Origin of the sequence: Psychrobacter sp. NPDC077938 (assembly GCF_044542635.1) — a bacterium.
In the GTDB taxonomy this organism is placed as follows: Bacteria; Pseudomonadota; Gammaproteobacteria; order Pseudomonadales; family Moraxellaceae; genus Psychrobacter.
Genome location: NZ_JBITUW010000002.1, coordinates 631,450 through 654,478, shown reverse-complemented (window position 1 = coordinate 654,478; position 23,029 = coordinate 631,450). Strand labels below are relative to the sequence as shown.

Genomic DNA, 23,029 nt, shown 5'->3' with positions numbered 1-23,029 from the left:
AAGCCGATCATGGTGATGCCCATGATACCGATGACGATGGCGGATATGATAAAGGCGAGCTTAGCACTGATTAATGTAAGCGGTTTTGGTGGCATGACACATCCTTAAAATGCCAGTAAATACTGGCACTAAATTGGGTTTGATTTTAATGGTAGAAGTATGGTTAAAGTGATTTGTTAGTAAAGCAACCTATTACTTATCGATTAAGTCATCGGTCTTAGCTGCCATGACGAAATCATTGCGATGCAAACCCTTAATACTATGCGACCACCAAGTGACCGTAGCCTTACCCCACTCTACCAATATACCCGGATGATGCCCTTCTGCTTCAGCGATGTCTGCCAGTTGATTGGCAAATGCCATTGCTGAGACGAAGTTTTTAAATTTATACTGACGCTGCAATTGTTGAATACCATCCACCTCAATTAGTGACCAATCAGGAATTTGCGGTAATAGTTCTCGTGCTTCGGCTTCTTCAACTTTCGGTGCGCCAATGCGGCAAGCTTCGCAGCTGTTTTGTGATAGTGCTGTCATAATAAAATCCTTTTATAGTGGCTGTTTCTAATGGTTGTTTTGATAGCTATTTTCTAATACTCGTACGTTCAGGTTGATATAGCTTTGCTGCTATCTCAATATTCCGCACTGAAGTGTTTATTTTCATGTTTAATTTTGAATTGATATCTTTAACGAGCTTTTTCTGGATAAGTCGGCTCAAATAGCCCAAGCGACATAGCTTTTTTGACCGCTCCCATAATGTCACTATTGACGATATCAAATAAGGTATCTAATTCATCAATGACATAGTAGATCGGCTGTATCTGATCGATACGATAAGGCGTCCGCAACACATCAAGCAAATCAAATGCTCGGTGCTCAGGTTGAGACTGAGGTTGATATTGCGACTTATTTTGAGCGATTGAAAGCTCTTGCGGCGTCCGATCAAGTGCGTAGATCGTTTCAGATGGCGAGCTCAATATACCACCGCCATAGATTCTACGATTTTCCACGCGACTGCCGACCAATCCAAACTCAATAGTAAACCAATAAAGCCTTGCCAAAAACCATCTTTCCTCTTTACTGGCATTCAGACCCAGCTTGCCATACGTCTCGTTAAATGTCGCAAACGCAGGATGGGTCAATAGCGGACAATGCCCAACGATTTCATGAAAAATATCAGGCTCTTCAATATACTCCATGTCATCAAATCGACGAATAAACGTCGCTACAGGAAAGGACTTATTGGCGAGCAGTTTAAAAAATTTACCGAAGCTGATTAATGCAGGCACAGCAGCAGTCTGCCAACCTGTGGTCGCTTGCAATACCTCATCAATATCATGCAACTGCGGGATATGCGTCGTCGGTAAGTTCAACTTAGTCAAACCCTCTAGATATGCAGTACATGCACGATTGGGCGTTTGTTCCGCTTGACGTGCCAGCAGCGCTTGCCACATTGCATGCTCATCATCACTATAGTGAATATGACCATGGCTATCTGGCTGGTGTGAGATATAGGGCTGTTTTTTATGTGTCGCGTTAGAATGACTGGACGCATCGTTGCCTTGCTTATTAGTCGCAACGCTATTGGTACCGATGGCAGTATTAAGAGAATCTATCTGTGATAGGCGTTCCATGCCTGTATTCCTTTTATCGCAATGAGAGCATTACCTTTGCTGTCGTGCTTGTAGGTAATACTCCTATTAAGGACAACACAAACTCCTTTTGTCTTGTCCAATTGTTAGATTTGGGCTAAGCGTTAGGTAGCTTTATAGCGTTTCAGTCTCTGGCTGACCGACTGTGCCGCGACGTACTTGGTCGCGCTCTATCGACTCAAACAACGCTTTAAAGTTACCTTCACCAAAGCCATCTGCATAATCGCCTTTACGCTGAATAAACTCAAAGAACACTGGACTACCCAAAATAGTTTCAGAAAAAATCTGTAGTAGCAGACGCGGTGCACCGCCTTCTGTCGTACCGTCTAACAAGATACCGCGCGTTTGCAAGTCAGCGACATTTTCACCATGGTTCGGTAAGCGCTCGCTCAGCATTTCATAGTAAGCAGCATTTGGGGCGGTCATAAGCGGAATACCAGCTGCTTTTAGCTTATCGATGCTGGCAAACAAGTCATCACTGGCTAGCGCAATATGTTGAATACCTTCGCCATTGAAGTGCATTAGGTATTCTTCGATTTGACCACCGCCCTGTTTGGCTTCTTCATTCAGTGGAATACGGATTTTTCCATCGGGTGCGGTCATGGCTTTACTGGTTAGTCCTGTGTACTCACCTTTGATATCAAAGTAACGAATCTCGCGGAAATTAAAGATACGCTCATAGAATTTTGCCCAGTATGCCATGCGTCCACGATAGACGTTGTGCGTTAAATGATCGATGACTTTGAAGCCATAGCCGACAGGGTTTCTGTCGATATCTGCAAAGAACTCAAAGTCGACATCATAGATAGATTCGCCATCTTTGTAACGGTCAATCAAATAGATTAGTGATCCGCCAATGCCTTTGATAGCTGGCAACCTAAGCTCCATCACCCCAGTTGGCACATCTACTGGCTGCGCGCCCATTTCTACCGCACGCTCATATGCTTTTTTGGCATCTTTTACCCGAAAGCCCATGCTACAAGCACCAGCGCCATGCTCTTCAACGAAATAACTGGCTTGGCTTTTTGGTTCGCGGTTTAGGATAAGGTTGATATCACCTTGGCGATACAGAGCAACGTCTTTTGAACGGTGATTGGCGACATGGGCAAAACCAAGCTGCTTAAACAATGCGTCGACTGCATCAGGCTGCGGAGAGGCGAACTCGACAAAATCAAATCCATTTAGTCCCATTGGGTTGTCAAATAAATCTGCCATTGTAATTATCCTTAATTTCAATTGGTAATAGAAAATCGATGAGTAGTAAAAGTCGATTAATAGTAAAAGTCTATAAAACGATTAATAATCAATCTTTATTGTTGACGTTGTATTTATATTAGATTAGCTTTATTTATAAGACTAATTGTTTTTTATGATTTATTTATCAGGTTTACTTATGAATATCAGCATTCGCCAATTGACCGCATTTATCAAAGTCGCTGACAACGGCAGCTTTACTCGTGCCAGCGAACAGATGTATTTGACTCAGTCTGCTGTTAGTGGATTGATTAAGGAATTAGAGACTGGCCTCGGTATCGTGCTGTTTGATCGCACCACTCGCCAGTTGTCTCTGTCAGCAGTAGGACGGCATCTACTACCACAAGCGCGGCGTATCTTGAATGAGATGCAGCTGTTTGAAAATGAAGCGAGTAGCTTGACCAGCTTGGCCCAAGGTCAGGTACGCTTGGCTGTATCACAGTTTGCAGCATCTTCCCTACCCGCAGTCATCGCTCAATTTGCCAAAGAATATCCAAATATCGGCGTCTCACTATTGGACTGTTCAGCCGAGAATTTGCTTAAGCATATCCAAGATATCGAAGTCGATTTAGGCGTTGGCACCGAGCTTGGTTTTATAGAAACTGAAGATGACATCGGGGCTGATTTGTTATATCAGCTACCTTTTTGCGTGGTTATGCCAGACAATCATGCGTTGGCACAAAGAGACGAAATCACTTGGCAAGATTTATTAGAAACGCCGCTGATTACCTTACAAGGTCCGTTCCTCGATCAAGTAACCGCAGAGCTCGACGACTCTATCTCCGCTCATGTTCAACAAGCCCGCTACAAGGTAAACTTTATGTCTACCGCGCTTGAGATGACACGTCAAGGCTTTGGTATCACGCTGTGTCTGCCCTATATGCCTGAAGTTATTGATTGGGTCAGTGCCAATGGACTGCTGATGCGACCACTCACTCAACCAGTCAAAATGCGGCAATTTTTTATCTATCAGCGTGCTTCACGGGCGCTCTCTCCGGCGACCATTGCTTTTAAGCAGTTTTTGCAAACCTATTTTGCGACTCATTATAACGACCTACATCACTCTGACTCATCATCTAGCGAATGACGTATAGCATGTCAAATGCGCTTGATAGATGGATAAACAATCTATTTGGCTATTTATTTTATTAATTGCTGCATATAACCCACTCTCGTGTTGAGTTCAGCCGCGATTTGCTCTATGATTTTCGGCTGCTCGATTTATATTTTTATAAGGAAATGGCATGTTTGAACGTATCGATTATTACGCTGGTGATCCAATCTTAGGTCTTATGGAAAAATACTCAGCAGATAGCAATCCTAATAAGGTCAATTTAGGCATTGGTATTTATTATGATGAGAATGGCGTATTGCCTGTACTCGACTGTGTAAAAACAGCCGAAGAGCGTATTGCTGATCCTATCGCACCGCGTCCATACCTACCAATGGCAGGTCTTCCAGGCCACCGTAAAGGCTGTCAGGAATTACTGTTCGGTAAAGACGCTCAGATTTTAAAAGACGGCTTGGTCGCTACTATCGCTACAATCGGTGGTTCTGGCGCGTTGAAAGTTGGTGCTGAATTTATTCATGACTGGTTCCCACAAGCTAAGTGCTATGTGAGTGATCCGACATGGGGCAACCATATTGCTATCTTTGAAGGCTCTGATGTAGAAGTTGGTAAATACCCGTACTACGACAAAGCCAACAGCAGCATCAAATTTGATGAAATGATTGCGTTTTTTGAGACATTAAACAAAAACGACGTCATTTTGCTACACCCATGCTGCCATAACCCAACCGGTATGGATTTGACCCAAGCGCAATGGGATACCGTACTCAACGTCGTGAAGGCGCGTGAGCTGATTCCATTCATGGACATCGCTTATCAAGGGTTTGGCGAAGACATGGACAGCGACGCTTACGCTATTCGTAAAGCAGTTGAGATGGGCCTGCCATTGTTTGTTAGCAACTCATTCTCTAAAAACTTGTCACTATACGGCGAGCGCGTCGGCGGCCTATCAGTCGTCTGCCCAACCGTAGACGAGACCGATCGCGTATTCGGTCAGCTAAACGCAACCGTACGCCGTATCTACTCAAGCCCGCCATCACATGGTGGACGCGTAGTCGATATCGTCATGAACGATGAAGCACTACATGAGCAATGGGTTGGCGAAGTTTATGCGATGCGCGACCGTATCAAAGCGATGCGCCTAAAGCTAAAGTCAGTGTTAGAGGCTAAAATCCCTAACCGTAACTTTGATTACATCACTCGTCAAAACGGTATGTTTAGCTTTACTGGTCTCACGCCTGAGCAAGTCGAACGCCTACAGACCGAGTTTGGTATCTATATGGTTTCTAACTCACGTATGTGTGTGGCTGGCCTAAATACCAGCAACATCGACTATGTGGCCAATGCCATGGCAGACGTCTTAAAAGACTGATTGAGCCAAGTTACTTAATATATTACACAATATGTAACTTTATAAAAAATGAACGTAGATAAGAAAGGCTGAGCGATTGCTCGGCCTTTTTTTTGCCTAGCATTTAATCAAAATTGTTTCGTCAAAACTATTTTATTAAAATCATCTAGTCAGAACCGTTTAGTCAAAACAACGACAACCACTTTTCAAAGCAGCCTTTTCACAAAAGACATTGCACAAAAAACTTGCAATCCATATATCAATAAATTACATTATACGTAAGTGATTAATTATAACGTAATTCATAATTTATATTAGCAAGGAGCAAATCATGTCAACGACTGACAGCACCCTCACCTCTTTTATCGATGTCGCTGCTGACTCTGACTTTTCTATTCACAATCTCCCTTATGGCATTTTTAGCGAAACTAAAGACGCTGCCAGTGATAACAAGCGCCGTGCAGGCGTTGCCATCGGTGAGCATGTGCTCGACTTGTCTGTATTAGAGACAGAAGGGTTATTAAGTTTGGACGGTGGTCCTTATTTTAACCAATCCACGCTAAATGCTTTTATTGATTCAGGTCGAGACAATTGGACGCAGGCACGCACGACTATTCAAACACTGCTGTCTAGCGGCAATGACACGTTACGTGACAATGCAGACTTACAGAACAAAGTCCTGTTTAAGCAAGCAGACGTCACCATGCATTTGCCAGTGCAAGTACCGGGATTTACCGATTTCTATTCATCGAAAGAGCACGCGACCAACGTCGGCACCATGTTCCGCGATCCAAACAACGCCCTATTGCCTAACTGGACTGAAATGCCAGTTGGTTATAACGGACGTGCCAGCACCGTCATCGTTAGTGGAACTGATATCGTACGTCCATCCGGTCAGTTAAAGCCTAGCCCTGATGAGCGTCCTATCTTTTCAGCCTGTAAGCGCTTGGATTTTGAGCTAGAAACCGCATTTGTCGTTGGTAAAGGTAATCATATCGGTCAGCCAATCGCCGTAGATGATGCCGCTGATCATATTTTTGGGATGGTGTTGCTCAATGACTGGTCAGCACGAGATATCCAAAAATGGGAATACGTGCCTTTAGGTCCATTTAATGCTAAGACCTTTGCCTCCGAGGTTTCTCCTTGGATTGTCACCATGGATGCGTTGGCTCCGTTTAAGACGGCTTGCCCAATACAAGAACCCAAGCCGCTTGCATATTTAAATGAAAAAGCAAGCGACAACAGCTTTGATATCAATCTATCAGTTGAGTTACTGCCTGAAAATGCGGAAACAGCGACGGTCATTTGCGAGACCAACTTCAAATACATGTACTGGTCAATGGCACAGCAGCTCACCCACCACACTATCACTGGCTGCAAAGTCGAAGTTGGCGACATGATGGGCTCAGGTACGATTTCAGGGCCAACGCCTGACTCTTATGGTTCAATGCTAGAGATTGCTTGGAATGCTACCAAACCAGTCACGCTAAAAGGCGGTAAGACGCGCAGCTTTATTGAAGATGGTGATACGGTCATTATGAAAGGCTATAGCGAAAAAGACGGCATCCGTGTTGGCTTTGGTGAAGTACGCGGCAAGGTATTACCAGCGCTGAGCTTTGATTTTGACAAGTAGCATTTGGAAAATAGTGACTAATAAATAGTATTTAAAAATAACATATATAAAGAAATAGCAAAATAGGCGTGAAAATTCTCATGCAGGCGGATAGTAAGACAAACGCATTCACCTACTCATCGTTATGTGAATACAGCCAAATGAGTAACACGTTTTATCAAAAGGAGTTTGATATGAGCTTTCAAATTGAGAAAATCCATCATGTGGCTTACCGCTGCAAAGATGCCAAAGAAACGGTCGAATGGTATAAAAAAAATCTAAACATGGATTTTATTTTGGCATTCGCAGAAGACCATGTGCCTTCAACCAAAGCCTTTGATCCATACATGCACGTCTTCTTAAATGCTGGCAGTGGCAATGTCTTGGCCTTCTTTGAAGTACCCAACCAACCTGAAATGGGCTTTGATCCAAACACCCCAAATTGGGTGCAGCATTTGGCGCTAAAGGTTAAAGACCGTAATGAGCTACTGATTGCCAAAGAGCATTTGGAACAAGGCGGCATCGATGTCATTGGCGTAACCAATCACGGTATATTCCATTCTATTTACTTCTTTGATCCCAATGGTCATCGTCTAGAACTAACCTATGACGATCCAACCTCAGAAGACAAAGTCTCGATGATTACAGATGCCATCAAGCAAGACATGTTAGATGAATGGTCTCGTACCAAGCGTGCTCCTGCACATACACATTTTTTGCATAGTGATGAGTTGGCTGAAGCACGCGAAACTGCTCCTGTCGGCGAGTAACTCTTCTGTAATCCTGTTTACTGCCTTTTTACATGATCAGTTAATCATCGCTTTAATTATAAAGTAGCTAATTGACGATATACCCTAGGTGTCAATAGGTAGTAAACAATACCGAACCCTATCTAACCATCATGAAAGGATTCTATGATGAAAATAAGAACCCCGCTAGGAATACTCTTAGCCGCCTCGCTTGCGATGACTGGCTGCTCCAATAACGACCAAGCAGCAGGCGCGTCTACAGATGTAGGTGAAGTGACAACGTTGCGGTTCTCGCACTTCATGACTGCCACTGACAACATAAACACCGAAGCATTGGAACCATGGGCGAAAAAAATTGAAGCCGATTCAAAAGGCCGATTAAAGGTTGAGATCTACCCTTCTGCGACGCTCAGCAAACCAGGTGCTACCTATGACGCTACGGCGAAAGGTAGCGTGGATATTGGTATGCAAGCACAAGGATATACAGCAGGACGATTTCCTTTAACGCAAATTGTAGAGTTGCCTGGTATCACAAATACCGCACAGCAGCAGAGCTGTATACTTCATAAGCTATATGATGACGGTATCATTAAAGACGAGTATGAAGACACGCACTTGCTCGCGCTGATAGGCACTGGACAAGGTGCACTTCATACGGTTGATAAACCGATTCGCACGCCAGCTGATATGAAAGGTCTCCGTATTCGCCAACCTTCTGCGGTTGCTAGCCACATTATCGAGGCCACTGGTGCTGCACCTGTCGGCATGCCTGCCAGTGATACCTATACCTCTCTGCAGCGCGGTGTCATTGATGGGCTCAGCTTTACTTGGCAACCCATTCAAGCGTTTCGCCTTGATGAGCTGATCAATACGCACACCAACATCCCTTTTTATAATTCCACCTTTGTGATTAGCATGAACAAAGAGAAATATAACAGCTTGCCTGATGACCTCAAAAAAGTGATTGATGATAATTCTGGCCCAGAGCTGGCAGCGCATATCTCTAAAGTATTTGACGTCAGCAATGCCAAAGCAATGGCCGCTGCCAAAGAAAAAGGCGATATTATGATTGATATCCCTGATCCACTTAATGATCCAGATTGGAGAGGCCCATTAATGGAAGGTTCTCAACATTACCTTGATGAAGTGAATGCGACTGGCCTAGATGCTGACAACGTATACGAAAAAGCAAAAGCGGCCAGTAGCGCCTGTATGGTTTAGAGGATGAATTTAAGGCACGCCCTAGCTTATAGCACCACATACTGGCTAGGCAATTTGATAACGCTGTGCTATCGCCAGTATTTGCTTAACCACATTATGTTGCTCACTCATAGGCAATTGCTCTGTTGTTCCAATGATAGTGATAGCATATTCTAGCGGTAGCGCTTCGTTAACAATTTTATCACTACTCGTGGGTGGGTTAACAGCGCTACTGGCAAGCTGTGGCAATATTACAGGAATCGTAATGGCGTTAATACCCATGAGCATATCGCCCGTCACTGTCGCATAGCCTTGAGTACGAATCTTGGCCTGTAGCTGGGTAAAGTGCTGCCACTTCTCGGCCATATCTGCGGCGGTATTACTCGTATGCCATTCAGCTGTGACCAATGGCTGAATGACGGCATCAGGTTGATAACTGGCAAATAACTGCCCTGTGGCCGATGTCGTCAGAGGCATACGTGAGCCAATGCGAGTAATGATACTAATCGGACTGTCTGGCTCAACGGACTGAATAATAATAGGGCCTTCGCTAAACCATTTGGCAATTTGCACACCGCAATTTAAGGTGTCTTTGATTTCATTAGCCACTTGCGTGAGACGTGCCAAAAGATTGTTTTGGTTGAGTCCAGTATGTCCTAGTGATGCCAACGCATTGACTCTATCACCAAGCCCATAGCGACCATCATCGAGCTTACGCGCGTAGTTTTTGCGGATGAGACTGACCAAGTAACGATGGGATTTTGCTGGATGCATTTGCATGGCTTCAGCGATATCTTTTAGCATCATAGGCTCATGGCGGTCGATCAGCACATCGAGTATCGACAGCCCAATCTCAAGCGACTGAACCCCATTTTGGTTTTTACTGGTGATAGAACTGTCTACAAGGGTGTTGTCTGCTGGCATGATTTGCTCGATTCTGGTGTGCTTGGTTATTTTTTAATTTTGGTTGTTAGTAGTCTGTTCAATAAGGGTTTATCCGATCAAATATCACTGAGATACAGCCCCTACTTCATAATATTTATTTTTTTGGAAACACATCTACATAAGGACATGAATAATGATGACACTTTATGGCTACTTTCGTAGTAGCACTTCTTACCGCACTCGTATCGCGATGAACCTAAAAGGCTTGGATTACGATGATATCACGATCAATCTGGCTCAGGATGAACAGTTAGAGTCTGCCTTTAAAGCCATTAATCCGCAAGGATTAGTACCTGTCCTACAAGCTGACGATTTATTATTATATCAAAGTCCAGCTATCTTGGAGTGGTTAGAAGAGGTCTACCCTGAGCACGCACTATTACCTAAAGATGCTGCTGGGCGTATGCAGGTACGCGCGCTGAGTGCCATGATTGGTTGCGACATCCATCCAATTAATAATCGCCGCATTTTGCAGTACCTGCGTAATGAGCTGTCAGTAAACGAGGAAGATGTGATTGCATGGTGCAATCGCTGGATCAGTGAAGGTTTTGCCGCTTTAGAGACACGTTTGGCGGCGGATAACAATCGCGGACAGTTCTGCTATGGGGACAGTCCTACTCTCGCAGATTGTTATTTGATTCCGCAAGTCTCTTCTGCTCGCCGCTTCAAAGTAGATTTGAGCGCTTATCCCAATATCGTCGCCATTGATACTCATTGCCGTACACTAAAGGCATTTGCAGATGCCGACCCTATGATGCAGCCTGATGCGCCGAAACGTGATGCCTAATTTAAGACAGTTTTTATAGGATACCTATCTTTATAGAATATTTATCTTCTCAGCCAAATATTAAGTGACTTAAAATTAACACTTAATATTTGGTCTAGCTTTATTCTTCACACCTTCATATTTTCGCAGCTTAACCTCTAGCTTTATCGCTTAACTTTGCCTCATTGATTATTATTTATTCAATTTTTACAATATAATTTTTAATATATTCATATTAACGGTTGTATGGTGGGCAGCTGTTGGTTATTCTTTATATAAGCATTTGTCATCGCTCAAATTTGTACTTTATTAGCTGTAGAAAAAAGTACTGTCTTATTCATCACAATAAGGTTGAACAATATGAATGATATATCCTCAGCAGAGATAACCACTCTACCATCGGATGCAGCAAACAAGATTTATGCATCAGCAATCATGTTCAGAGATGAAACAGAAAGCGCTAGAAAAATTGCACCCGTGGTAGTCAATAAACTTTCAGAATTTGCATTATTTAGAATGGGGCTGCCTAAATCGTTAGGAGGATGGGCAGGCAACCCAATAGAGACGCTAAAAACTTATGAGACGTTGGCCAGTGCTGAGGCCTCCGTTGCTTGGATCGTTTGGAACAACCATTTGGCCTGTACATTCGGTCGATTTTTGGATGAATCCAGCATGAAAGAAGTATACAGCGACCCCTCTCATATTTATGCCAATTCCGCACGTCCTGAAGGCGTGGCCCAAACAGTAGATAATGGCTATATGGTATCAGGACAATGGACACTCGTCTCTGGATGCCAATTGGCTGACTGGTTTGTGCTACGTTGTCTCGTTATCTCCGAAGGCTCTCCTACGACTCTTGGCCCAGGTGCAAATTTAAAGCTATTTTTTATTCCCAAGAAAGATGTAAAAATCATTGATACGTGGGATGTGGGCGGCCTAAATGGCACAGGTAGCCACGATATCGTTGTTAAAGACGCTTTTGTCAAAGAGGCTTATGCAGTTGACTTTGATAGTCCTGTGGCTGTCGATACTGCCTACAGTCGACTGCCTATTGGTTGTATCAATGCTGCTGGCTGTGCAGCTATGGCGCTAGGCGTATTAAAAGCCGCTATGGATGACTTAGTTGATATGTGCCTTGAGAGAGTAACGCCTGGTAAGAGTCCAGATCTACGCGACCGTGCAACGGTACAAGCTACCATTGCTAAGAGTAAAACAGTACTAGCATCAAAACGCGCCCAACTGCATCATAGTGTCGAGGTACTATGGGAAGAGGCACAGCAGCAGAACACCTTTACTGATATACAGCTTGCAGATGTATGGGCCGCTTCTTGTGAAGGCGCAAGAGAAGCTCGTGACATGGTATCTGAAATTTACGCAGTCGCAGGCACAGCCTCCCTATATAAAAAGCATAAGATAGAAAGGGCGCATAGAGATATTCATGCGATTTTGCAGCATGGCATTATTCAACCTCACTGGATGAATCAAGCAGGTATGGCCTATGTTGGACTGAAACCGAATGGTGCAATGTTCAGAATATAGAAGCCCTTAATTATAAATAATAAGCGCTTGTAAGACACAATTTACAAGCGCTTATTTTGATTCATCGACATTATTGCTGCATCAATTGTTTATCTTTAAGCCGTAAAAAAGCAAAACATTAGATGTCTTGCTTTTTTATAGTCTACCGATAGCTACAATTGAGAGGTTTTGTTAGTCAAAATGGAAACCTGCACCCACTGCGCCGCCTACGTTTCCTTGAGTATCTGCCGAACCATTTACCTTAATGACCCAGCGACCGTCGTTAGATAATTTAGAGAAACCAATTGCTACAGCACTTTCTCCGTTATAGGTACCGACACCGCCACCAATCAGTGACTTACCTGCGATATAAGCCTGAGGCATTGCCGACATTGCCATCGCGGCTGAAATACCTGCGTTTGCATCGTCTTCTACTTCGTCGATTTTGTAGCCAAGATCGCTCATATTATTATTGAGTCGACTATCAAGCGCGCTAAGCTGACTATAATTGACGGCGTCTGTTGCTTCGACCCCCTCGGCGACACCAGTCATACGTTGGTTACCAGCATATAGACCTTGAGACGTCATACTTGGCCCATCTTGCATACTGATGCCCTCACTATTGATAATTGTTGTCCCAACTGTGACACTGTCAACGCTGATATTACCGTTTAGATCAAACTTAATACTACTACCATCTGCTGTAGTGGTGATGTTATTACCACCAGTGAAGCTGAGGACGCTACCATCGCCAATTGGTTTGCTGATATTGGCACCACTGTCTGCGCCAAAATTGAGTCCAGCATCTAGCTTGTCCGTATTGGTTTCGATATTCGTAGTATTGGTCGTGATATTGCTAGTATTCGTAGCAATATTTGTCGTATTGGTCGCGATATTGGTTGTATTAGTGGTAATGCTCTCTGTGTTAATTTGAACATTTTCACTAATTTCAATCGTACCTTGTCTGATAGAAGCAATCGCACCATCGATATTGCTTTCACCCGTTCCACCAATGTCGCTGTTGGTAAAAGTACCATCTTCGGCATTGTAAACAGTGTCACCACCGATAATACTACTGATACCAGCTCCTTGGGCGTAAAGCTGACCACCGTTTATGGCGTCCTGGCTTTCTGCCGAAACTTCTCCATTTTGAACGTTGGTAATTTTGGTATTAGCGGCATCAATACCAATTTTCGTGATGCTTGGGCCACCTGCAATGGTCAGTCCATCGTCATTCATGACCGTACCACCAGTGGTTACGCTATTCAAAGTAATATCCGGGTTCAGATCGAAGCTAATATCATTAGCATTGGTAGGTATGGCTGCAGCTTGCAATGATGGACTACTATCGAAAGCAGCCACATCACTCACTGATTTCCTAGATACCTTGATATTACCGTCTTTACTGCTAAGGTCGACAGCATCTCCTTGTTTTACCATCGTAGCGATATCACCTTGAGCGGTGATGCCCCAACCTTGATCCAAGGCAATGGCGACATCTTTTAACTGCCCAACATTGACAGCATCCGTATTTAGCACACCTTCCCCAACGTTGCGAATGGTGTTACCTCCATTGTCTAGACCACGGCTACTCAATGAGACCTGCGAAACCATTCTATTCACGCCATTTCCAACGAAGGTAAAGCCTGCATCACTCATGATGCTATTGCCTATCTGTATACTGCCATTATCTCCGAGGTCTAACTGATTATTCAGTTTCACTTGGACGCCAGTCGCAGAAGCGACAGTAGTCAGATTGTTATCTCCTGTGACATTGATGGTATCGCCTAGCGAAAATTGCTGATCATTGGCACTATTGCCGTCACCAATTTTGATGCCTTTAGCGATTTCATCATTAGTCATAGTGAGCTGTGCAAAGTTTACGGCATCGGTTGGGGCAATTCCCTTATCAACTTTGATAATTCTATTATTACCATTATCAAGACCTTCGTTGCTTAACGTAATGGTCTGATTAGGACCATCAGTGATGGTGACGCCTGCATTATTAAGCACTGTGCTTTCCATTCTCACGCTACCGTTTTTACCAAGCATGACATCTTCAGCCAATCTAACATTTAGATTGCCCTCTTCATCAGCGATCACACCGATATTGTTCTCAGTTAACTCTGTCGCGCCTCCTTGGAGTGTTAACGCTTGACCCAACTTGCGATTGACGGCAACGGTTGTATCATCTCCTGTGAAGTTCAGTCCTAGGTCCACTGTATTGTTGGTTGCATTTAACTGTCTAACATTGACGGCATCTGTATCTCCCTGACCATCATCTACATTGACGATTCTATTGCCACCATTATCAAGACCTGCACCACTCACACGAACTGTACTATTAGCAAAGCTAGCACTAGTGAAAGTGACATCTTCTTTTGTAGCGATTTTAATACCACCATCCTCAGCACTAAGAACAATGTTATCTCCCGTTAGGAAGTTAGCCGTATTGTCCGTTTTATTGAGCGTTTTAACATCAACACCATCTATTTGAGCAACAATGGTCTGCATGGCACTGTCCGCTTTTACCAGACTGGCTTTGCTATCGGCACTTAAGTCAACAGAGTAATCGGTCGTGTTAGTTGCTAAGTCTTTGTCACCAGCGGTGACTGTGACAGCTGCAGATCCTGCTGAAGCGGTCACACCATCTGCATTGACAGTATAGACATCTTGACCGTTACCACCTGTAGACTTCACAACACCTGCCACGTTAGTACCTGCGGCGACCTCTGTTTTAGCGGCAGCGGAGGCACTTTTAAGTTGGCTGACATTGACAGCATCTTTATCCTGTATGCCATCATCAACATTGATAATCTTTTTGTTGGCAGCATTGATACCACCAGATTTTGTTACGCTTGGACCACCAATAATATTGAGACCATTACTAGATAGAAGAGTTTTAGAAAATGGCGTTGATACAGCAACGCCTAAACTACTAACATTTGTATTAACAAACCTATTCCCCGTTCTAACACCTAAACCATCAACGGTAGTACTAAAGTATGAGTTACCTGTTTTAAGACCAGAACGATCAAGTGTCGTTGTATCACCAAAATCGAATGGAGAGCTTGAGCCCATTCTTACACTACCGTTATTACCTAGGTCTAAATTGTTGTTGAGTTCGAACGAGACATCATTACTAGTAGTGTCTTTAGAAACAGTGATATTGCTATTTTTGCTATTAAAGTCAACTGAGTCGCCAGGTCCTACAGTACTTGCAGTGGTAGCATCACCTTGTGCACTGATATCCCAGCCTCTATTAGCAATGTCTGTAACAGCTTTTAGCTGAGATACGTTCACTGCATCCGTATCTGCTGAACCACCTGCAACGTTAACGATACGACGTTCGCTTGCAACAGCGCCTACTGAGACAGTGCCGTTATTGGCATCAGCCGCAACATTGGTTAAGAAAGATGCACCGCTTTGTACAGCTGCAATAGAGTTTTGACCTAAAGCGACACTGTTTAGTGCATTTGCTCTAGAACCCTTACCTAGTGCAACACTACCTAACGCTTCAGCTCGTGCATCAAGACCAAGTGCAATGGTGTCTTGAGCAGTCGCTTTTGCTTCGTATCCTATCGCAACCGCACGACTTGCAGTTCCGTTTGTGGCTCTTTGACCTATCGCCACTGAATTAACACCCGCTTTGGCCTCCTGACCACCAGCAAAACCATTGAACGAAGATCTTGCGCCTTCACCGATGACGGTTGCATTTGCGTTTGCAAATGCGCTCTCTCCAACAGCGGTTGCATTATTACCTTTTGCATTGGCATTCGAGCCAACGGCAAGAGCGTCAGTACCTGTTACTGATGTGGTGTATGGCTGTGTACTGCTAGAGCGGATAGGGAAGTCAATGCCAGCAACGATAGTATCTAACGCTTTTAATTGAGATACGTTTACTGCATCACTGTCTTGAGTACCTGCTGCGACATTTACAATTTGGCGAGTACCATTAGTAGAGCTACCAACAGAAACTGCACCAAGACCTGTACTATTAGTTGCTGTAATAGCTGCTTTATCTATGACACTAGCACTTGATGGAGCAAACCCAAGCGCACCACCTGCAACGTTAGCTACAGATTGTGATCCTAGCGCCACGCCATCTTGAGTATTAGATTGAGCGCCGGCACCTAGAGAGACAGAACCATCCTTGCTCGCTGATGCGCCAATACCAAAGGCGGAAGCTGCAATACCTGCTGTACTAGATTGCACGCCAATAGCGGTGGACAAGTCTCCTGTAGATAGCGCCTTTGAGCCAATAGCTATGGAGGCTGCACCTGTAGCTTCAGTATTCCTATCATACTGTGTTGGTTCAACAAGATCTCGACCAGTGTAAGATCTAAACACCGTATTAACACTACCACTGTTTTGGCCAACATTAGCTGTGCCATCGGTGTTTGCTTCGGATGCAGCATTCAAATCGTCACCACCGATAGCAATAGAAGAGCTACCTTTTGAGACAACATTTGCACCAATAGCGATGGATTGTTCTCCTGATGCAGTCGTGTGCTGACCACTCTCGCCACTACCAATGGCTATCGTTTGGCTACCAGATGCACTGGCATTGCCACCCATAGCCATCGCATTGTAGCCTGTTGCACCATCATTGTTTTCGTTACTTAATACCCCTGTGACGCTGCTATTTACACTGTAGTATTTGGTTTTGTTAGCCGCAACCGTACTGGCTAAGCTATGAAGTTGCGAGCCATTAACTGCATCTTTGCTCCCTGCCATAACAGCACCATTGGCTACATTAGTGATTTTATTATTGCCAACATTAATGCCAGTTGATGAAATCACAACGCCATTATTAAAAGTAACACTATCAAGACCGGTTAGGTTTTTCGCCAGTTTGACGATTAAGGTGTTACTCATATCATCTGCAACAACACCGATGTTGTTGTTCGATAATGCTGTGGTTGCACCACCTTTGACGTTGAGTTTCTCACCATGATTACGTGTAATAACACCACCTGTATCGCCAGCGAATCTTAGACCAGGCAAATGATTATTTCCGTTGTTTCCGTTGTTTCCGTTGTTTCCGTTGTTTCCGTTGTTTCCGTTGTTTCCGTTGTTTCCGTTGTTTCCATTGTTCCCGTTGTTCCCGTTGTTCCCGTTGTTCCCGTTGTTCCCGTTGTTCCCGTTGTTCCCGTTGTTCCCGTTGTGACCATAACCATTGCCGTTTCCATGGGTATCGTGTCCAACTCCGTTGCCATTCCCATGGTTACTATGACCATTACCCATGGTCTGATGGTTGGTATAATAAGTGTTATTAGAGTAGTTAAGATCTGCATTTGCCTGCATGCCAAAGCCAGCAGCTAGTAGCCCAAGCGCTATAGTGCTCAGACGTAACGTATGGATAACGGACAGGTTAGGCGTTGTGTTGATGGTAGCGTTAGAGCTAACACTCGATTTGGAAGATTTGCCACGTCCCTTCGCGTATTCACCAACGGCGGTAAAACAACTTAGGGCTTCATTCCAGATGACTTTATAGATGCGGTTCATGATGCGTACTCCCTTACAGACTTGTCAGATTTAAAAAATCAGAGATAAGATCTATGTCAGAGAGACGATGTGACAAAATAAAACGGGTTATAAGCTTATAATAACGAGACCTTGTTCAAATAATAGTTGTAGTAGTCTTTAAGGAATAAGACGTTCTGTTTTGTATAATCTTTATCACTCTCTGTATATATTAGTATTACCGAATATATACAGAGAGACAATACCGTTCATCCGCGTTTTTATACCGTTCGTCTATTATATTCATATAAACGAATATAAATACTTTTAATTTCTGTCTATTTATAATAAATTACGTCGGTTTTGAAAAGAGTCAGCTTTTATCTACTACTAAATGTGCGCTTATACACATTACAAATACAGGATAAACGCATATTGGTTACATAAATTATTTCTGCATTATTTATCTTTTTATCTGCTAGGTAGCACGATTTGAACCACCAACCCTTGAATACCATCTTGTCGGTTATGAGCATTGATATATCCTTTATGCGCCATTACTACAGCATGAACAATGGCCAATCCAAGACCATAGCCGCCAGTATCACGATGCCGAGCAGTATCGAGCCGCACAAAGGGATGAAAAATACGTTCTAAGTCTTTGTCTGCGACACCGCCACCTTCGTCTGTTATATTAATTTGAACAGCTGGTGCCTTATTATCCATTTGTATTGCCTTTATTTTAGCAATCACTGTCGAACCCGCTGCCGTGTGCATAAAGGCATTGCGAATAACATTTTCAAGCGCGCTATACAACTGCTCTGCATTACCTTGGACTGTCCAAAATCCTTCCAAACTATCTAGCGCTGATACTACAGGCGGTTGCCATTGCCAATGTACGTCTTTATGTTGAAACTCAAAGCAGACATCCTCTCCGATATTACTAATGATGTCAGATATGTCGACTGCCTCACTTTCCAAATTATCGACGGTATATTGCTGCATTTGCAGGGATTGAATATGAATGATTTGCTCAATTAGCTCATTCATTCGTGTAGATTCTTTATCGATACGGTCTAGATAGCGATTGGCATTGGGCGCAAAGTCTCGAGTCAGCTCAGTCGCTACATCCAGACGAGCAAGCGGCGAACGCAGCTCATGTGAGATATCACTGAGCATTTGCTTGCGTGCCAGCTCACTGTCAACCAGTCTCGTCGATAGATGGGCAACGTCTTTAGCTAGTAGCCCCAACTCATCATCACCCATCTTAGACAGTTCTGGGTTGGCTTGATAATTACCATCAATCATACGGTGTACTGTCTTTTGTACACGGCCAATTCGCTGGGTTAGCGTACGACTGAGCCATATGCAGACCAATACGCTAAAGATAACGATCAATAGCAAACGTATTGGAAAATTGCCGTGCTGTATCTCTACCACGTCTGAAAAACGCAAGTGCGGACGCAACTGTATGATGATTGACTGACCATCAGGTAATTCAATAGACATATCGGCCAGTTCAGGACGAGTATCGATATCAGCTACTGCGACACTACTTGCCGTTCTTGGCTTTAGGAATTTTTGCCAAAAAGACGGCTTCTCTTTTGGTATCTCATTGTCGTGCTCACGCAGTCTATTATCAGCATTGCGACCTTCTACACCATACGCATTATTCTCTACTCTAGGTGGTCTAGGCGACACTGGTCGCACCGGTTGTATCGCACGATCCATTAGCTGCCGACCACTTTGCAATTGTCCTTGCGCGCGATCGTCTTTGTCACGGTAACGTGGGAAGATAATAGCGCCCTGCTCATCATAGACTCTGATTTGATTCATCAACTGGCGGTCTTGACGATACATCTGCCTGACAGACTCTACATCACCAGCCCGTAGTGACGCGACCATCTCTTCACGCTTTATCAATAGGCTATCGATTTGCACATCCATACGAGAGGTCAGCTCTTTTTCAGCTAGCCAGCGCTCTACCATGATAGACAATACAGAAGTAATTAAAATCGTCAATAATAGGCTCAGAAACAGACGCCAAAACAAGGTAATACGCACCTTAAACTTAGGTGCTTTTTTGAGGGTCTGCTCAGCAGCTTTCATCGATATGTCCGTCATTACAACACCAGTTGATAACCTTTTCCACGCACCGCTTTTATTGGCTCATCGTGGAAAGGTTGAAGTTTTTTGCGTAAGCGAGATACATGTACATCGAGGCTACGGTCAAATGGCTGTAACTCACGCTGCAAGACATTCTCTGACAGCCATGCTTTACTTACCACCTCCCCTTTTTGTTTAAGCAAGGCCACGAGCAGATCAAACTCTGTACCAGTGACTTGTAGCGTTACCCCATCTATCTGACAGGCGCGTTGGTTTTGGTCAAGATGCAAACGACTCTCTGGCAACGGAGTATGCTCTGATGCGGTCGTATTGGTACGTTTAATCACTGCATTAATACGCGCTAGCAGCTCTCTAGGGTTACAAGGTTTGGTGATATAATCATCGGCACCAAGCTCTAGACCAATGATACGATCAATCTCTTCCCCTTTTGCGGTCAACATAATGACTGGAATATCGATAATATTTGGTAATTGGCGCAGCACACTCAACCCATCCAGTTTCGGCATCATAATGTCGAGTACGAGTAAATCATAAACCGTATCTTCGTGTGCCACTATTTTGAGTCGTTGTATGACTGCTGCACCATCATGCACGCAGTCACAGCGAATGCCGTGATTGTCCAAGTACTCTTGCAATAACTGAGTCAACTCTTCGTCGTCATCGCCTATCAGGATGTTTGGCATGCTTCTCTCCTTTAATTTTTATTTATCTCTATTTACTCAATCTATAATAATCATGGCGCAATAAGTCCACGTACAAATGTCACTGTAGTATGGTTAGCGAAATTGCCGCCGTGGCATTTTTATTGCTCGTAGACGGTAGTTAACCATATTATCAGGCAAGCACTTGCTAATTCACCAGAAACGTTACCTTTCTTAATACTTCATAAATGTTCGTAACCTTTAACTGTCGTAATATACTCCTATCAACAGCAAGTATTGCATTTCTAAGATGGCTGACCATAACGAGCGATCACGTTCAACAGATGCTACTTGCGAGATAAAAATTTAGTGCTTATGAAATCAAACTCAATGTAATCAAGGATATTATGATGAAAAAATTACTATTAGGCTCAGTATTAGCAGCGTCTAGCATATTTACCGTGACCGCTTGCACCAGCGTTAACGCAACCACTGATACAACGCCAACTGCGCAAATGCAAAAGAACCACAAAGATGGCATGAAAAAAGGTGAGATGAGAGGCCCAATGTCAAAATTGGATCTAACAGCGACACAGCAAGCGCAAATCAAAGCCATCATGCAAAACAAACGTGGCGATCGCACTGCTGACCGTGCAGAACATCAAGCAGAACGCGCGCAAATGGATCAGCAAATACAAGCGCTGACCAATGCCAGCACTTTGAATACTACTGCTTTAAACCGTCTGGCTGATCAACGAGCGGCAAAAGAAAAGCAACGCTTTATCGAACGTGTACAAACCCAACATGCCATCGCTCAAGTGTTGACTGCTGAGCAACGTGCAAAGATGGAACAGATGAAGTCAGAGAGACAAGAAAAAGGTCGCAAGCATTCAAAAGATCGTAAAGGCCATGACAAACAGCATCAAGGTATGTAATAAGCCACTCCGGAAAAGTGTTATTTTGCCCCGCTGTATACGTATAAAATGAAAAAGCGCGCCATTAATAGGTGCGCTTTTTTTTAATGCAAAATTATCCTGTTCAAAAACTAATAATGCTTTCTATTTACTCATTAATACTCTAATCAGTTACTCAACCGAACCAAAACGCTCTCTGACCATCGGCAACATGTTAAAGACCATCTTACCTACTGCCGTGCCATTACCATCTTGATAGTATTGCAGCAGCTCTGGAGCATACTTTCGTAAATCAATACTATTGCTAGCGTTCGGCGTTTGCACATTGCTTGGTAGGTTAGGAAACGCTAAGTCCTTATTGCTAATAGTAGAATACTGCTGCAACACATCTATCCTCATGCCTTTGTTGTTATTCGCTTCGCTAGTGTTATCTAACTGACGACGTAAGTGCTCCCACTTGAGTTGACCGCGTTTATCAAACCCGTACAGTTCCTGTACTTCTGTATTGGCAACGACCTCACCTATCGTTGCTTCCTCATTCATTTGATCTTTTATCATAGCCAGTATTTTTTGTACAACAGACTTACTGGTGAATGCCTTTGGATTTTGAATCGACTCAAACGCTGTCATCGGTTCGGGTTCTTGTACTAGCTCTGGGTATTTTTCACTGATCCGATCATAAAAAATCTGCATATATTTCTGTTGCGACGCTTGATAATCCTCAAAGCGTTGTACTCGGCGAATGATTTGATCACTTGGTAACATAGCCGATAACTGGTGCGCGGGCAGTTTTGGAGACAGTGATGCAAGTGAGTTAGGGGCAACATAATTAAACTGACTGACAGGAGCCGCATCATAAGTCGCATCTAACGCCACAAAGTGGCTTTTGATGACTTCACCACCAAATCCTTTAGGCAATGTACCATCATCAATGGCTATTTTTAACCACTTGTTTTGCCATTTTGTACCGAGTTTATCATCTAACAATTCTGAGTTTAGAATTGCAAAATTATCTGCCCATAGGTAAATATCACCGTTTTTAAGATCCATATAAATAGGCTGGTTGATACTGCTGTGATGATTACGTGCTTGATATTGCGCACTAGCGAGCATCGTAGCCTTGCCTGCCATCGGTTGATAGATCCCTTGAGAGTCGATAGAAAGCGGCTTTAGTAGATACTCCTCTAATAACTGTGCTTTCTTCCTATCTAACGGTCTTTGTTTATCTTCATAATTATCAAATAGCGCCTGATAATCTGGTGCTACTTTTACATCGCTATCGTATTGATGGTCATCCCATGCATGATAGGCATCTACGCACTCAAAATACGACTGCCTTATGCTGTCACGCTTAGTATCATAATCCACTGCCAAGATATCTTTGTTTTGCTGTTCGGCTTGCAGGATTAGAGCGGCGTACGCTTGGTCATGTGCCTCTTCGCAGTGTTCATCTACATAGTCTGATGCCGCCATTTTCTCCGTACTAGTATTAGTATCGGCATCTGTAAATTGTTGGTTATTACCAATTTCAAGATTACTATGATAGCTAAAGGACTGACGACGCTGTTTTTGTAGTGCTGTTTCTAGTGTTTTTTTTGCAATGCTAGGTGCTTGTTTTACAGCCGCCGTGTTGGACTGGCCCAAACTGGTAGACTGGCAACCTGTTAACAACAGCACCCCTGTCAAAAATGCGCTGGTTATTAGCAGATTATTTTTAGTCTTAAATGGCAGACGTTGTGCAATGGTGTGATGTACTGTTTTCATTTTT

The 23,029-nt window shown here is 43.6% G+C and carries 16 protein-coding genes; 8 read left to right on the top strand and 8 right to left on the bottom strand.

The genetic code is table 11. From position 1 onward, the window contains the following. Window positions 1-192 precede the first annotated feature (192 nt). The 3 genes from ACIGBM_RS06150 to hppD form a co-directional block, all read right to left on the bottom strand. Window positions 193-534, bottom strand: a complete 342-nt coding sequence (locus tag ACIGBM_RS06150; protein WP_397477110.1) for a 4a-hydroxytetrahydrobiopterin dehydratase — start codon at window positions 532-534, stop codon at window positions 193-195. Between the two features lie 149 nt (window positions 535-683). Further along, complete coding sequence (gene phhA, locus ACIGBM_RS06145; RefSeq protein WP_397477109.1) at window positions 684-1,631, bottom strand: phenylalanine 4-monooxygenase; 948 nt, start codon at window positions 1,629-1,631, stop codon at window positions 684-686. A 132-nt stretch (window positions 1,632-1,763) separates the two neighbouring features. Beyond that, the gene (gene hppD / locus ACIGBM_RS06140; RefSeq protein WP_057759888.1) at window positions 1,764-2,864 is read right to left on the bottom strand and encodes a 4-hydroxyphenylpyruvate dioxygenase; all 1,101 of its coding nucleotides are present in this window, start codon (window positions 2,862-2,864) and stop codon (window positions 1,764-1,766) included. Between the two features lie 178 nt (window positions 2,865-3,042). Between hppD and ACIGBM_RS06135 the strand changes: the two genes are divergently transcribed. From ACIGBM_RS06135 to dctP, 5 genes are all read left to right on the top strand, one after another. Further along, entirely contained in the window at window positions 3,043-3,990 is a 948-nt protein-coding gene (locus ACIGBM_RS06135) for a LysR family transcriptional regulator (protein ID WP_238052658.1), read from the top strand. 157 nt (window positions 3,991-4,147) lie between these two features. Next, the gene (locus ACIGBM_RS06130) at window positions 4,148-5,344 is read left to right on the top strand and encodes an amino acid aminotransferase (protein ID WP_114701101.1); all 1,197 of its coding nucleotides are present in this window, start codon (window positions 4,148-4,150) and stop codon (window positions 5,342-5,344) included. A gap of 310 nt (window positions 5,345-5,654) precedes the next feature. Continuing rightward, on the top strand, window positions 5,655-6,956 hold the full coding sequence (gene fahA / locus ACIGBM_RS06125) for a fumarylacetoacetase (protein ID WP_397477108.1): 1,302 nt from the start codon (window positions 5,655-5,657) through the stop codon (window positions 6,954-6,956). Window positions 6,957-7,129: 173 nt separating this feature from the next. Then, entirely contained in the window at window positions 7,130-7,705 is a 576-nt protein-coding gene (locus tag ACIGBM_RS06120; protein WP_397477107.1) for a VOC family protein, read from the top strand. A 147-nt stretch (window positions 7,706-7,852) separates the two neighbouring features. After that, on the top strand, window positions 7,853-8,905 hold the full coding sequence (dctP, locus tag ACIGBM_RS06115) for a TRAP transporter substrate-binding protein DctP (RefSeq protein WP_397477121.1): 1,053 nt from the start codon (window positions 7,853-7,855) through the stop codon (window positions 8,903-8,905). A gap of 45 nt (window positions 8,906-8,950) precedes the next feature. Here the strand turns inward: dctP and ACIGBM_RS06110 are convergent, their stop codons facing one another. Beyond that, window positions 8,951-9,808, bottom strand: coding sequence for an IclR family transcriptional regulator (locus tag ACIGBM_RS06110; RefSeq protein WP_397477106.1), 858 nt, complete (start codon window positions 9,806-9,808; stop codon window positions 8,951-8,953). Between the two features lie 157 nt (window positions 9,809-9,965). Here ACIGBM_RS06110 and maiA point away from each other — a divergent pair, with 157 nt between their 5' ends. Continuing rightward, window positions 9,966-10,616, top strand: coding sequence for a maleylacetoacetate isomerase (maiA, locus tag ACIGBM_RS06105; RefSeq protein ID WP_201567210.1), 651 nt, complete (start codon window positions 9,966-9,968; stop codon window positions 10,614-10,616). A gap of 339 nt (window positions 10,617-10,955) precedes the next feature. After that, a complete protein-coding gene (locus ACIGBM_RS06100; protein ID WP_397477105.1) occupies window positions 10,956-12,134 on the top strand; it encodes a hypothetical protein in 1,179 nt (392 codons plus the stop codon). Window positions 12,135-12,305: 171 nt separating this feature from the next. Here ACIGBM_RS06100 and ACIGBM_RS06095 read toward each other — a convergent pair whose 3' ends face one another. The 3 genes from ACIGBM_RS06095 to ACIGBM_RS06085 all read right to left on the bottom strand — a co-directional run bounded on the left by ACIGBM_RS06095 (window position 12,306) and on the right by ACIGBM_RS06085 (window position 20,389). Further along, a complete protein-coding gene (locus ACIGBM_RS06095; protein WP_397477104.1) occupies window positions 12,306-17,621 on the bottom strand; it encodes a YadA-like family protein in 5,316 nt (1,771 codons plus the stop codon). A gap of 429 nt (window positions 17,622-18,050) precedes the next feature. Further along, on the bottom strand, window positions 18,051-19,688 hold the full coding sequence (locus ACIGBM_RS06090; protein ID WP_397477103.1) for a sensor histidine kinase: 1,638 nt from the start codon (window positions 19,686-19,688) through the stop codon (window positions 18,051-18,053). Between the two features lie 14 nt (window positions 19,689-19,702). Continuing rightward, window positions 19,703-20,389, bottom strand: coding sequence for a response regulator transcription factor (locus tag ACIGBM_RS06085; RefSeq protein WP_397477102.1), 687 nt, complete (start codon window positions 20,387-20,389; stop codon window positions 19,703-19,705). A 365-nt stretch (window positions 20,390-20,754) separates the two neighbouring features. On the opposite strand from ACIGBM_RS06085, the gene ACIGBM_RS06080 reads away from it, so the two are divergent. Further along, the gene (locus ACIGBM_RS06080) at window positions 20,755-21,282 is read left to right on the top strand and encodes a Spy/CpxP family protein refolding chaperone (RefSeq protein ID WP_397477101.1); all 528 of its coding nucleotides are present in this window, start codon (window positions 20,755-20,757) and stop codon (window positions 21,280-21,282) included. A gap of 150 nt (window positions 21,283-21,432) precedes the next feature. On the opposite strand, the gene ACIGBM_RS06075 is transcribed toward ACIGBM_RS06080, so the two are convergent. After that, the gene (locus tag ACIGBM_RS06075) at window positions 21,433-23,025 is read right to left on the bottom strand and encodes a hypothetical protein (protein ID WP_397477100.1); all 1,593 of its coding nucleotides are present in this window, start codon (window positions 23,023-23,025) and stop codon (window positions 21,433-21,435) included. Window positions 23,026-23,029 lie beyond the last annotated feature (4 nt).

Excerpts from the sequence above, each read along its gene's own strand:
- ACIGBM_RS06130 (WP_114701101.1), top strand. The coding sequence starts at position 4,148 with ATGTTTGAACGTATCGATTATTACGCTGGTGATCCAATCTTAGGTCTT.
- ACIGBM_RS06090 (WP_397477103.1), bottom strand. The coding sequence starts at position 19,688 with ATGAAAGCTGCTGAGCAGACCCTCAAAAAAGCACCTAAGTTTAAGGTG.
- fahA (WP_397477108.1), top strand. The coding sequence starts at position 5,655 with ATGTCAACGACTGACAGCACCCTCACCTCTTTTATCGATGTCGCTGCT.
- ACIGBM_RS06075 (WP_397477100.1), bottom strand. The coding sequence starts at position 23,025 with ATGAAAACAGTACATCACACCATTGCACAACGTCTGCCATTTAAGACT.
- ACIGBM_RS06120 (WP_397477107.1), top strand. The coding sequence starts at position 7,130 with ATGAGCTTTCAAATTGAGAAAATCCATCATGTGGCTTACCGCTGCAAA.
- maiA (WP_201567210.1), top strand. The coding sequence starts at position 9,966 with ATGACACTTTATGGCTACTTTCGTAGTAGCACTTCTTACCGCACTCGT.
- ACIGBM_RS06095 (WP_397477104.1), bottom strand. The coding sequence starts at position 17,621 with ATGAACCGCATCTATAAAGTCATCTGGAATGAAGCCCTAAGTTGTTTT.
- ACIGBM_RS06080 (WP_397477101.1), top strand. The coding sequence starts at position 20,755 with ATGATGAAAAAATTACTATTAGGCTCAGTATTAGCAGCGTCTAGCATA.
- ACIGBM_RS06135 (WP_238052658.1), top strand. The coding sequence starts at position 3,043 with ATGAATATCAGCATTCGCCAATTGACCGCATTTATCAAAGTCGCTGAC.
- ACIGBM_RS06085 (WP_397477102.1), bottom strand. The coding sequence starts at position 20,389 with ATGCCAAACATCCTGATAGGCGATGACGACGAAGAGTTGACTCAGTTA.
- hppD (WP_057759888.1), bottom strand. The coding sequence starts at position 2,864 with ATGGCAGATTTATTTGACAACCCAATGGGACTAAATGGATTTGATTTT.
- phhA (WP_397477109.1), bottom strand. The coding sequence starts at position 1,631 with ATGGAACGCCTATCACAGATAGATTCTCTTAATACTGCCATCGGTACC.
- ACIGBM_RS06150 (WP_397477110.1), bottom strand. The coding sequence starts at position 534 with ATGACAGCACTATCACAAAACAGCTGCGAAGCTTGCCGCATTGGCGCA.
- ACIGBM_RS06110 (WP_397477106.1), bottom strand. The coding sequence starts at position 9,808 with ATGCCAGCAGACAACACCCTTGTAGACAGTTCTATCACCAGTAAAAAC.
- ACIGBM_RS06100 (WP_397477105.1), top strand. The coding sequence starts at position 10,956 with ATGAATGATATATCCTCAGCAGAGATAACCACTCTACCATCGGATGCA.
- dctP (WP_397477121.1), top strand. The coding sequence starts at position 7,853 with ATGAAAATAAGAACCCCGCTAGGAATACTCTTAGCCGCCTCGCTTGCG.